The organism is Pseudomonas haemolytica (assembly GCF_009659625.1).
Classification (GTDB): Bacteria; Pseudomonadota; Gammaproteobacteria; order Pseudomonadales; family Pseudomonadaceae; genus Aquipseudomonas; species Aquipseudomonas haemolytica.
Window position 1 is genome coordinate 360,664 of sequence record NZ_VOIW01000001.1, and the last position, 11,608, is coordinate 372,271.

Genomic DNA, 11,608 nt, shown 5'->3' on the forward strand with positions numbered 1-11,608 from the left:
TTTTTATTGCGTTTGAACGTTAAGGCCGCTTGCGCTCCACCGCCCGCAACAAATGCGTCGGCGGTGTCTCGCAGCTGATCTTGCGCCCCAGCAGCGTCTCGATCGATGGCAACTGATACGAGTCATCTTCCCCGGCAAAGCTGATCGACACACCCGCAGCCCCGGCACGCCCGGTACGGCCAATGCGGTGCACGTAGTCGTCCGGCACTTCCGGCAGGGTGAAGTTGATCACGTGGCTGATGCCGTCGATGTGAATGCCGCGCCCGGCCACGTCGGTGGCCACCAGCACGCGGATCTTGCCTTCGCGGAAACCTTCCAGGGTCTTGATGCGCTTGTGCTGCGGCACGTCGCCCGACAGTTGCGCGGCGTTGACGCCATCGCGCACCAGGCGTTCTTCGATGCGGCGCACTTCGTCCTTGCGGTTGGCGAACACCATCACGCGCTCCCAGCCATTGTCGTTGACCAGGTTGTAGAGCAGCTTGTACTTGTCGGCACCGGCCACGGCGTAGATGTGTTGCTCGACGTTTTCGCTGGCGACGTTCAGTGCCTCGATCTCGACGATGGACGGGTCGGTGGTCCACTGCTTGGCGAGGTTCATCACGTCTTCGGTGAAGGTCGCGGAGAACAGCAGGGTCTGGCGTTCGTTTTTCGGCGGGGTCTGGCGGATGATCTGGCGCACTTGCGGGATAAAGCCCATGTCGAGCATGCGGTCGGCTTCGTCCAGCACCATCACTTCGACCATGTCCAGGTGCACGTCGCCGCGCTGGTTGAAGTCCAGCAGGCGGCCCGGGGTGGCGACCAGGATGTCGCAGTGGCGGGCTTCGAGGTGCTTGAGCTGTTTGTCGAAGTCCATGCCGCCGACGAACGTCATCACGTTGAGGCCGGTGTACTTGGTCAGGTCGGCGGCGTCCTTGGCGATCTGCACCACCAGTTCGCGGGTGGGGGCGATGATCAGGGCACGTGGCTCACCCATGTAGCGTTCTTTCGGCGGCGGCGTTTGCAGCAGTTGGGTGATGATCGAGATCAGGAAAGCGGCGGTCTTGCCGGTACCCGTCTGGGCGCGGCCGATGGCGTCTTTGCCCGCCAGGGTGAAGCCCAGCACCTGCGCCTGGATCGGCGTGCAGTAGGGGAAGCCCAGGTCCTGGATGGCGTGCATCAGTTCCGGGGCGAGTTTGAAGTCGTGGAAGCGGGTCTTGCCTTCCTGGGGTTCGACGACGAAGTCTTCGAGTTTCCACGGGGTCACGGGCGGCTTGGGCGCGCGTTCGCGGCGTGGCTTGGCCACAGGCGCCGGGGCGATCTCGGCGGGTGTTGCCTGTTCAGGCGGGGTCACCGTGGTTTTTTTCGGTGAGGCGGCCGGTGCGGTACGGCCGGGCTGTTGACCGTCATGGCGGTTGCCGGGCTTGGGGGCAGGGGCACTGGGAACAGGCGCGAGCGGCTCAGCCTCGCTTTTGCCGAACATCTTCTTGAGTGCTTTGAGCACGGTCATCTCATTAATTGGTTAAGGAATGTACGCCGGCCAGTGTAATGCAAGAATCGGGCGCGGCGTAGTGCGTCTGTCGTTCGGCTACATAAACGCCGGTTTTCAGCCCAGGCGGGTGGTCAACCAGGTGCGGATATCGCGTATCTCTTCGGGTAACACTTGGTGCCCCATTGGGTATTCCTGCCATGTCACGGTGACACCACGGCTCTTCAAATGCTCATAGGCGCTGCGGCCCATGGCGTTCTGCACCACGTCGTCGAACTGGCCGTGCAGGCAGAGGGTGGGGATGCGCTGCTGGCTGGCGGACAATTGCAGCTCATCGTCGAAGGTCGGCGCATAAGTGGAGAGGGCAATCACGCCGCCCAGTGGACCTTGCCATTGTTTGTACGCGGTGTGGAAAACCACGGCGCCACCTTGGGAAAAGCCTGCGAGGAAAATTCGCGAAGCGTCTATCCCGGTTCTCTTCTGTGCCTCAATTAAATCCGTGACCATTTTGGCCGAGGTTTCCAGTTCTTCCAGGCTGATAGAACGGGCCGGGCTCATGGCCTTGATGTCGTACCAGCTCGGCATCTCATAACCGCCGTTGATGGTCACCGGGCGCGTCGGCGCCTGGGGCAAAACAAAGCGGGTGGACAGCAAGGTTTCCTGCAGCGCCTCGGCCACCGGCAAAAAGTCGTAGCGATCAGCACCCAGGCCATGCAACCAGATAACGCAGGCGTCTGCGGGCTTGGCGGGCTGAATAATCAAGGGGTCAGTCATGTCTGCTCCATCTATGTGCGGGCGCTCCGATTGGGGGCGTCGGAACGGTGCGCTACAGGTTGATCTGTTAAGAGAATGTCGCAAGGTTGAATCTTTTGCCAGTGAGCCCGGGTTGCAAGTACTCGGCCGGCACTCTGGTACGCGCCTTGCTATGTGTAGGTCGATGTCAGAACTATCTTAGGACGGTAACACTATCAGTGACTGCCGCTCCGGGGATAGCCGCTGGAAAGACCGCGAAAGCCTCATGCCGCTTGACCCCAAAAAAAGCCAACACGGGTCGATATCGCCTCATAAGGGTGCGCTGAGGTTGGAGCTTGGACACAACAAGAGCAACTGGAGGTTTGAATGAAGGTATTGAAATCCACCCTGGCCATCGTCACTGCGGCGGCTGTACTGGGTGTCAGTGGTTTTGCCCAGGCGGGCGCCACCCTGGACGCCGTGCAGAAGAAAGGTTTTGTGCAATGTGGCGTGAGTGACGGCTTGCCGGGCTTCTCGGTGCCGGATGCCAGCGGCAAGATCCTCGGGATCGACGCTGACTACTGCCGCGCCGTGGCCGCTGCGGTTTTCGGTGACGCCACCAAGGTCAAGTTCAGCCAGTTGAACGCCAAGGAGCGTTTCACCGCGCTGCAATCGGGTGAAGTCGACATCCTGTCGCGCAACACCACCATGACCAGCTCTCGCGATGCGGGCATGGGCCTGAAATTCCCGGGTTTCATCACCTACTACGACGGCATCGGCTTTTTGGTCAACAGCAAGCTCGGCGTGAAAAGCGCCAAGGAACTGGACGGTGCAACCATCTGCATCCAGGCCGGTACCACCACTGAGCTGAACGTTTCCGATTACTTCCGCGCCAACAACCTCAAGTACACCCCGATCACCTTCGACACCTCCGATGAAAGCGCCAAGTCGCTGGAGTCCGGGCGTTGCGACGTGCTGACTTCCGACAAGTCGCAACTGTTCGCCCAGCGCAGCAAACTGGCCGCGCCGAAAGACTACGTGGTGCTGCCAGAAACCATCTCCAAGGAGCCACTGGGCCCGGTGGTGCGTAACGGCGACGACGAGTGGCTGGCCATCGTGCGCTGGGTGGGCTATGCGATGCTCAACGCAGAAGAGGCCGGTGTGACCTCCAAGAACGTTGAAGCTGAAGCGAAGTCGACCAAGAACCCCGACGTCGCGCGCCTGCTCGGTGCTGACGGCGAATACGGCAAAGACCTGAAGGTGAAGAAGGATTGGGTCGTACAGATCGTCAAGCAGGTTGGCAACTACGGTGAAATGTTTGAGCGCAACCTGGGCAAGAGCACGCCGCTGGAAATCGACCGTGGCTTGAACGCGCTGTGGAACAACGGCGGCATCCAATACGCACCCCCTGTGCGCTGATCGCTGATGGTTCTATCACCCGGTGGGCCAACCGCCGGGTGATGTCCTGTTCCATTATTTTCGGGGCACTCCATGCAAAATCAAATCGGCGCACCCAAGCAGAAGCTCAGCTTCAGCGATCCCAAAGTGCGTGCGTGGCTATTCCAGATCATCACGATTGTGGCGGTGGTCTCGCTGGGCTGGTACTTGTTCCATAACACCCAGACCAACATGCAACACCGGGGCATTACCTCGGGTTTCGACTTTCTTGAGCGCAGTGCCGGCTTCGGCATCGCGCAGCACCTGATCGACTACACCGAATCGGACAGCTATGCACGGGTGTTTGTGATCGGCTTGCTCAATACCCTGCTGGTGTCCGCTATCGGTGTGGTCCTGGCAACCCTGCTCGGCTTCATCATCGGCGTGGCGCGCTTGTCACCCAACTGGATGATCAACAAGTTGGCGACGGTTTATGTGGAAGTATTCCGCAATATCCCGCCGCTGCTACAGATCCTGTTCTGGTATTTCGCGGTGTTCCTGACCATGCCGTTGCCGCGTAACAGCCATAACTTTGGCGATACCTTCTTTATGAGCGCCCGGGGCCTGAATATGCCGGCCGCGCTGGCGTCTGAGGGTTTCTGGCCGTTTGTTGCCAGCATCGTCGTCGCCATCGTGGCAATCGTACTGATGACGCGTTGGGCCAATAAGCGCTTTGAAGCCACCGGTGTACCGTTCCATAAGTTCTGGGTCGGCCTGGCGCTGCTCATCGTGATTCCGGCGTTGTGCACCTTGGTCTTCGGCGCACCGTTGCACTGGGAAATGCCAAGGCTGGCGGGCTTCAACTTTGTCGGCGGCTGGGTGTTGATCCCCGAACTGCTGGCACTGACCCTGGCGCTGACCGTCTACACGGCTGCGTTTATCGCCGAGATCGTGCGCTCGGGTATCCAGTCTGTGAGCCACGGCCAGACTGAAGCTGCGCGTTCCCTTGGCATGCGCCCAGGTCCCACGCTGCGCAAGGTCATCATCCCGCAAGCCCTGCGGGTGATCATCCCGCCGCTGACCAGCCAATACCTCAACCTGGCGAAAAACTCGTCGTTGGCCGCCGGTATCGGCTATCCGGAAATGGTGTCGCTGTTCGCCGGCACGGTGCTCAACCAGACCGGTCAGTCGATTGAAGTCATCGCTATAACCATGAGCGTTTACCTGGCGATCAGCATCAGCATTTCCCTGCTGATGAACGGGTACAACAAGCGCATTGCGCTGATCGAGCGGTGAGGAAACACGCATGAGTACGCATACGTTCAAACCTGACATGCCGCCGCCGGGCAGGGTCTTCGGCCCGATGGCGTGGATGCGCGCCAACCTGTTTTCGAGTTGGCTCAACACCCTGCTGACATTGCTGGCGATCTATCTGGTGTACCTGGTGGTGCCACCCCTTGTGCAGTGGGCAATCCTCGACGCGAACTGGATCGGCACCACCCAGGCCGATTGCACCAGGCAGGGTGCCTGCTGGGTGTTTATCCAACAGCGCTTCGGGCAGTTCATGTACGGCTACTACCCCAGCGACCTGCGCTGGCGCGTGGACCTTACCGTTTGGCTGGCCATTGTCGGCGCGGCGCCGTTGTTCATCTCGCGCCTGCAGCGCAAGGCGATCTACGGCCTGAGCTTCCTGGTGGTGTACCCGATCGTGGCTTTCTTCCTGTTGCATGGTGGCGTCTTTGGCTTGACCAACGTGGCTACCTACCAATGGGGCGGGCTGATGCTGACCCTGGTGATCGCCACTGTCGGCATCGCCGGCGCTTTACCGCTGGGCATCATGCTGGCGTTGGGGCGGCGCTCGACTATGCCGGCGATTCGGGTGATCTGTGTGACCTTCATCGAGTTCTGGCGCGGCGTACCGTTGATCACCGTGCTGTTCATGGCCTCGGTGATGCTGCCGCTGTTCCTGCCTGAAGGCATGAACTTCGACAAGCTGCTGCGGGCACTGATCGGCGTGATCCTGTTCCAGTCGGCCTACGTGGCCGAAGTGGTGCGTGGTGGTTTGCAGGCGATTCCCAAGGGGCAGTACGAAGCGGCTGCGGCGATGGGCCTGGGCTACTGGCGCAGCATGGGCCTGGTGATTCTGCCGCAAGCCCTGAAGCTGGTGATACCGGGCATCGTCAACACGTTCATTGCGCTGTTCAAGGACACCAGCCTTGTGATCATCATCGGCCTGTTCGACCTGCTCAACAGCGTCAAGCAAGCCGCCGCCGACCCCAAATGGTTGGGCATGGCCACTGAAGGCTACGTGTTCGCTGCCCTGGTGTTCTGGATTTTCTGTTTTGGTATGTCGCGCTATTCCATGCATCTGGAACGCAAGCTCGACACAGGCCACAAGCGTTAGGAGTTCTTTTTATGAGCGAAGCAATCAAACAGCCTGTGAGCCCTGAAGGCATTATCCAGATGCAGGGCGTCAACAAGTGGTACGGCCAGTTCCACGTGTTGAAAGACATCAACCTCAACGTCAAGCAGGGCGAGCGCATCGTGCTGTGCGGCCCGTCGGGTTCGGGCAAGTCCACCACCATCCGCTGCCTCAACCGTCTGGAAGAACACCAGCAGGGCCGCATCGTGGTCGATGGTGTGGAACTGACCAGCGACCTCAAGCAGATCGAAGCGATCCGCCGTGAAGTTGGCATGGTGTTCCAGCACTTCAACCTGTTCCCGCACCTGACCATCCTGCAGAACTGCACGTTGGCGCCGATGTGGGTGCGCAAGATGCCCAAGCGCCAGGCCGAGGAAATCGCCATGCACTACCTGGAGCGCGTGCGCATCCCGGAGCAGGCGCACAAGTTCCCGGGGCAACTGTCCGGCGGCCAGCAACAGCGCGTGGCGATTGCCCGTGCCTTGTGCATGAAACCGAAAATCATGTTGTTCGATGAACCGACTTCGGCGCTGGACCCGGAAATGGTCAAGGAAGTGTTGGACACCATGATCAGCCTGGCCGAAGACGGCATGACCATGCTGTGTGTGACCCACGAAATGGGCTTTGCCCGCACCGTGGCCAACCGCGTGATCTTCATGGACAAGGGCGAGATCGTGGAACAGGCGGCGCCGAATGACTTCTTTGACAACCCGCAGAATGAGCGGACCCAGTTGTTCTTGAGCCAGATTCTGCATTGAGCGATGTTTGAACAAGTAAACCCGGCCTGGTGCCGGGTTTATTTTTTGGGCTAGGAAGCCTTGAGCGTTTCAGTATCGTTATTCACCGTATAGCTGAAAGTGCCACGCATATCTGCACCTTCTGCCAAGGCTTTTGCATCTTCGAGCAGATGCGGGTGACGGTCCAATAACCGCATCAGCAGCACCAAGGGTTTGGGAGCTAGCAGCTCGCCGCGCTCGTATCGGGAGAATGCGTTATGCCCGCCACCGGAAAGCAACTCCACCGCCTCTTTTTGTGTGAGGTGCAGTTTGCGGCGGATGCGTTTCATCTCGGCGCCTATCGTTTTCCGGACGGCGAGGACCAGTTCGTCGCCTGCTTCTCCATATCGGTCTGCACTATCGTTATTGGGGTCCCAGAAGCCGTCGCCGCATACGTGGCATTCCCAGCCGGAAAGGTTATCCACCCTGCGCTCCATGCCTTTGACACTGATGGTTTCACTACGCCCCTCGAAATAATGCAGTGCGTCGGGGGCGCCACAGATGTAGCAATTTTTTACCTTCATAGGTTCTTCTCCTTGAAGGAGATCACCGGTGGGTCACCGTCCGGGGAGTAAGTGACCTTGATGTAAATCTCCCTATCTTTTTAGTGTGTGTGATACACGTCCTGCCAAATCCGATGATCCCTATGAGTGGTCATCGACTTGTACAGCATCCAGTTTTGTAACTGATAGATGGAGTCCTGCATGTCCTTGATGCTGAAGTGGAGGTCTCGGCCACACCTTTGTGCTGTATGGGTAAACGCTCTTCTTCCAAGCCGCCTCACATCCGCCTTTATCACCGCCAAATCGTAATGAGGTGTGTACTTTTCCATAAGACACCTGAGTCCAATAATTACCCTCTGAGGGTAATTTTACCAATCGAAAATACTGCTCCTTTTCCTGCCTAAGAACCCTAGTGCGTTGCCTTTGTAGGCAGCTCCGAATAGCCTGTAAGACAATTCATCCTATGATTGGAGCCCTGCTTGACGCGGTGCAAAGCCAAGACCCCGAGCGCGCCAAATCCCTCTGCCGGCAGTTGATCAATGAACCCTGAAACCAAACGTACGCCCGAACTCGAAGAACTGTTGATCGACGCCGAAGCCGACGACGATGTGGTGCAACACACGCCACCGCATGTCACACGGCCGTGGTTACTATTGCTGGGCCTGATCCTGGTGGCGCTGAACCTGCGCCCGGCGTTGTCGAGCATGGCGCCGTTGCTTAGCGAAGTGTCCGCCAGCCTGGGGTTGTCGGCGGCCAAGGCCGGTTTGCTGACCACCTTGCCAGTGCTGTGCCTGGGCCTGTTCGCGCCGCTGGCGCCGGTGCTGGCCCGGCGTTTCGGGGCCGAGCGGGTGGTGCTGGGTATTCTGCTGACGCTGGCGGCGGGCATCATCCTGCGCAGCTCGTTCGGTGAGGTCGGGCTGTTTGCCGGCAGCCTGATGGCTGGTGCGAGTATTGGCATCATCGGCGTGTTGCTGCCGGGCATCGTCAAGCGTGATTTTGCCAGGCAGGCTGGCGCCATGACCGGTGTGTACACGATGGCGTTGTGCCTGGGGGCGGCGCTGGCGGCGGGTGCCACGGTGCCGTTGAGTCATTACTTCGGTGACAGTTGGAACATTGGCCTGGGCTTCTGGATTCTGCCGGCACTGGTAGCGGCGCTGTTCTGGTTGCCCCAGGTCGGACAGAGGCATGGCGCCCACCAAGTGGCCTACCGCGTGAGAGGTTTGTTGCGTGACCCACTGGCCTGGCAGGTGACCTTGTACATGGGCCTGCAATCGTCCTTGGCGTATATCGTGTTTGGCTGGTTGCCCTCCATCCTGATTGGCCGTGGACTGACGGCGACCCAGGCGGGACTGGTGCTGTCGGGTTCGGTGATCGTGCAACTGGCCAGTTCCCTCGTCGCGCCTTGGTTGGCCATGCGGGGCAAGGACCAGCGGCTGGCGATTGTGGTGGTGATGCTGTTGACCCTTGGCGGTCTGTTCGGTTGCTTGTATGCACCGCTGGAGGGGCTGTGGGGCTGGGCGATTCTGCTGGGTCTGGGGCAGGGTGGCACCTTCAGCCTGGCGCTGACCCTGATCGTGCTGCGCTCGCGTGACGCCCACGTGGCGGCCAACTTGTCGAGCATGGCTCAGGGTATCGGCTACACCCTGGCGTCCCTCGGTCCGCTGGCGGTTGGCGTGGTGCATGACTGGACCGGCGGTTGGGCGGCGGTCGGCTGGATTTTCGCGGTACTCGGCCTCGGCGCAGTGATCGCCGGTCTGGGCGCCGGACGTGCGCAGTATGTGCAGGCCACCTGCGAGAAACGCTGAGGCTACCCTGTGTGCGTCACAGGTAGCGCAAATCCAGAACGATGGAGCCGTCCAGTGGGACCTCTTGCTCCAGGGTCAGTTGCTGCGAGAGGTTGATGGACGTGTCGATGCGCAGCTGGGCGCGCAGCTGTCGAATGAAATCGGGCTGACGGTTACCCGGTAACGAGAAACCCATGTACTGATTGGGGAAGGCATTCGGCTCCGGCCCCCAGGTTTGCCCCTTGTCGACTGACGCCAGCGTTTGCATCGGCTGGCCGTTTCCCTCCGGGTTGCGGTAGGACAGCGCAACAGAGCCCAAGCGCTCGGTGGGCGCGTGGATGTTTCTTCCCAGGCCGTAGAAAAAGTCGGGGGCAAGCGAGGAGTCCATACGGTTGTCGATGCCCACCAGGGCAAACAGCATCGGTTGCGCGCACTGGATGCTCAACTCCAATGTGCGTGACGGCAAGACTGTGAATTCGTCCGGGTTCAAACGGCTGGCGGGGATTTTGCCGTGATCGATACCTTGCTCGGACAGCTGGATGTGACAGGCATCCGGCGTGATTATGCCACTGGCAGTGATATCGACCGATGATGTGGCCATAGCCAGCGAACCATTGGAGACAAGCCATAAAAGTGTTGATAACCGCGAGATCGTATTCATCTACTTTAACCACAGGCAGAGCTAGATGGGCCTGTTCGCACGATGCCCATACTTGGGAGTCCCGCCAACGCAAGGGCAATGGTGGTGCTACAGGTAAACCACTTCCAGGGTGGCGGAGCCGTCCATGGGTGTCTCCACACTCAAATCCAGGTTCTGCTTGGCGTTGATCACTGCTTCGAGCGTCAGGGTGCTGGTCAGGTTCTGGATGGCCGAAGGCCCGGCGGTGCTGCCGGCCAGATCGGTAAAGCCAAGCAAACTTCTGGAACCGATGTCTATGGGGTTGCTGTTGGAGGTGCGCCACGCCACGCCACCAGTGGTGGATTCGGTGCCGTAGGTCACCGGCAACGTATCGGCCACGGTCTGCTTGGGATCAAAGCTCACCGAATAGACGCCGAGTTTGTTGCCGGCGCTGTCCAGCCCCAGCCCGTAATAGATCTCGCTGTTGACGTGGGCGGTACCGTCGCGGTTATCGCGCATACGCAGGGCGAAGCGGCCGGGGGCGTTGCAACTGACGGTCAGCGTCAGCGATTTGAGCGGTAACCGGGTGCCGGTGGCCTGGTTGAGGTCCTTTTGCGAGATCTTGCCAAAATCGACCAGCCCGCCAGCGGACAGTACGGGGGTGCACGCCATGGGCGTGATCGACCCGCCCACGGTCAGTTCTGTGGTGGAAGCGGCCTGGGCTGCACAGGCGCAGGTCAGCCACGCACAGGCGGTCAGTGTGTTCAATAACGTTTTCATGGTTCAGCTCCTATAAATAGTGGATTTCGAGTGTGCCCGATCCATCCAGCCGCACCTCATTGCTCAAATCCAGCGAACCCAGCGGTGCGATGACCGCTTCCAGGCTCAGCGTGGCATTGAGGGTTTGAATCGCGCTGGGGCCTGCGGTGCTGCCAGCTACAGCACTGAAACCCAGGTAGCCATTGGCGCCTACCGCAGCCATACGGGTGCTGGCGCTGTTCCAGGGCAGCATGCCGGTGGGCGAGTCGGTACTAAAGACATGGGTGAAGTTGTCGGCGGTGATGCGCGCCGGGTCGAACAACAGCCGATAGCGGCCGATCTTCTGTTGGCGGGCATCCAGGCCCAGCCCATAAGTGTTGTCATCGACGCTGCCGCTGGCCGAGCCCTGACGGTTGTCCTGCATGCGCACGGCAAAGTAGGTCGGCCCATCGCAGGTCACGCTGAGCGACAAAGCGCGGGGGGCCAGGGGGGTGTCCTTGTCGGGGTTGAGGTCGCTGACCGACAGTTTGCCAAACTCCACATGGCCACCGTTGGACAGAGTCGGGGTACACGCCGCGGGGGCAAAGCGCGCTTGCAGGCGCAGCTCCCGCGAACGCCCGGCTGCCAGGGCGTCGAACAGCCCGGCGGTGTCCCAGGTCACGGCATCGCGCACCTGCGTGGCGTCCTCGTTGGCCCAGGCTCGGGCGTCGATTTGCATCGACAGGTTGCGCCCGGTCACGGCGATCCCGCCGCGCATCGGCACCACACCGTGGCCCGGTTGCCAGGCCAATTGGCTGCTGACAGCGGAAGGCGGCTGGCCCTGGCCTGCAATCAAGCCCAGCTCCACCGCTTGGCCATCCAGCACCGCATCGCTGATGCTCAAGCCATAGCTGCCGCGCTCGGTAAAGCGAAAGCGCTGCGGCCCTGCGCCCAGCCCGCGATAAAACAGGCTCATGTCGGTGGGGTGTGGGCAGTTCAGCGTCAGGCTCAGACGCCGCTCCCCCAGCAGCCGCTCCGGTGCCGGTGTGAGCATTACGGCGCGGTTCATCAGGCCGAAGTCCAACTGCGTCTGGCTCAGGTTGAGCTGGCATTCTTCGGCGCCCCAGGCCGCGCTGCCCAGCAGTACCAAACCCAGGGGATATAACCGGTGTTGCAGGCTCATGGTGAACGT

At 60.4% G+C, this 11,608-nt stretch carries 11 protein-coding genes and 2 pseudogenes; 6 read left to right on the forward strand and 7 right to left on the reverse strand.

The annotated features are described in order from the left end of the window. Window positions 1-19: 19 nt before the first annotated feature. A complete protein-coding gene (gene rhlB, locus FRT59_RS01700) occupies window positions 20-1,486 on the reverse strand; it encodes an ATP-dependent RNA helicase RhlB (RefSeq protein WP_034118222.1) in 1,467 nt (488 codons plus the stop codon). Window positions 1,487-1,582: 96 nt separating this feature from the next. Beyond that, window positions 1,583-2,239, reverse strand: coding sequence for an alpha/beta hydrolase (locus FRT59_RS01705; protein WP_153870238.1), 657 nt, complete (start codon window positions 2,237-2,239; stop codon window positions 1,583-1,585). Window positions 2,240-2,584: 345 nt separating this feature from the next. Between FRT59_RS01705 and FRT59_RS01710 the strand changes: the two genes are divergently transcribed. From FRT59_RS01710 to FRT59_RS01725, 4 genes are all read left to right on the forward strand, one after another. Next, a complete protein-coding gene (locus tag FRT59_RS01710; RefSeq protein WP_034118224.1) occupies window positions 2,585-3,616 on the forward strand; it encodes an amino acid ABC transporter substrate-binding protein in 1,032 nt (343 codons plus the stop codon). A 72-nt stretch (window positions 3,617-3,688) separates the two neighbouring features. Beyond that, the gene (locus FRT59_RS01715; protein WP_034118225.1) at window positions 3,689-4,870 is read left to right on the forward strand and encodes an amino acid ABC transporter permease; all 1,182 of its coding nucleotides are present in this window, start codon (window positions 3,689-3,691) and stop codon (window positions 4,868-4,870) included. A gap of 10 nt (window positions 4,871-4,880) precedes the next feature. After that, window positions 4,881-5,978 (forward strand): amino acid ABC transporter permease, encoded by a 1,098-nt coding sequence (locus FRT59_RS01720; protein ID WP_153838836.1) that lies wholly within the window; start codon window positions 4,881-4,883, stop codon window positions 5,976-5,978. Window positions 5,979-5,989: 11 nt separating this feature from the next. Next, window positions 5,990-6,754 (forward strand): amino acid ABC transporter ATP-binding protein, encoded by a 765-nt coding sequence (locus FRT59_RS01725; protein WP_153870239.1) that lies wholly within the window; start codon window positions 5,990-5,992, stop codon window positions 6,752-6,754. Window positions 6,755-6,804: 50 nt separating this feature from the next. Here the strand turns inward: FRT59_RS01725 and FRT59_RS01730 are convergent, their stop codons facing one another. Together FRT59_RS01730 and FRT59_RS01735 are read right to left on the reverse strand one after the other, a co-directional pair. Continuing rightward, window positions 6,805-7,296: a type II toxin-antitoxin system MqsA family antitoxin gene (locus tag FRT59_RS01730; protein WP_153870240.1), complete on the reverse strand. Its 492-nt coding sequence runs from the start codon at window positions 7,294-7,296 to the stop codon at window positions 6,805-6,807. Then, a pseudogene (locus FRT59_RS01735) lies at window positions 7,293-7,604 on the reverse strand (type II toxin-antitoxin system MqsR family toxin). Before FRT59_RS01735 ends, FRT59_RS01730 begins: the two are co-directional and overlap by 4 nt. 143 nt (window positions 7,605-7,747) lie before the next feature. Here FRT59_RS01735 and FRT59_RS01740 point away from each other — a divergent pair. Together FRT59_RS01740 and FRT59_RS01745 are read left to right on the forward strand one after the other, a co-directional pair. After that, window positions 7,748-7,825: pseudogene (locus FRT59_RS01740) on the forward strand (GntR family transcriptional regulator); the annotation flags it as partial. Beyond that, window positions 7,815-9,080, forward strand: coding sequence for a CynX/NimT family MFS transporter (locus FRT59_RS01745; protein WP_153870241.1), 1,266 nt, complete (start codon window positions 7,815-7,817; stop codon window positions 9,078-9,080). The pseudogene FRT59_RS01740 and the gene FRT59_RS01745, both read left to right, overlap by 11 nt. 16 nt (window positions 9,081-9,096) lie before the next feature. Here the strand turns inward: FRT59_RS01745 and FRT59_RS01750 are convergent, their stop codons facing one another. The 3 genes from FRT59_RS01750 to FRT59_RS01760 form a co-directional block, all read right to left on the reverse strand. Continuing rightward, window positions 9,097-9,720 (reverse strand): DUF1120 domain-containing protein, encoded by a 624-nt coding sequence (locus FRT59_RS01750; protein ID WP_153870242.1) that lies wholly within the window; start codon window positions 9,718-9,720, stop codon window positions 9,097-9,099. A gap of 87 nt (window positions 9,721-9,807) precedes the next feature. Further along, window positions 9,808-10,458, reverse strand: coding sequence for a DUF1120 domain-containing protein (locus FRT59_RS01755; RefSeq protein ID WP_034118231.1), 651 nt, complete (start codon window positions 10,456-10,458; stop codon window positions 9,808-9,810). A 10-nt stretch (window positions 10,459-10,468) separates the two neighbouring features. After that, entirely contained in the window at window positions 10,469-11,599 is a 1,131-nt protein-coding gene (locus FRT59_RS01760; protein WP_153870243.1) for a DUF1120 domain-containing protein, read from the reverse strand. Window positions 11,600-11,608 lie beyond the last annotated feature (9 nt).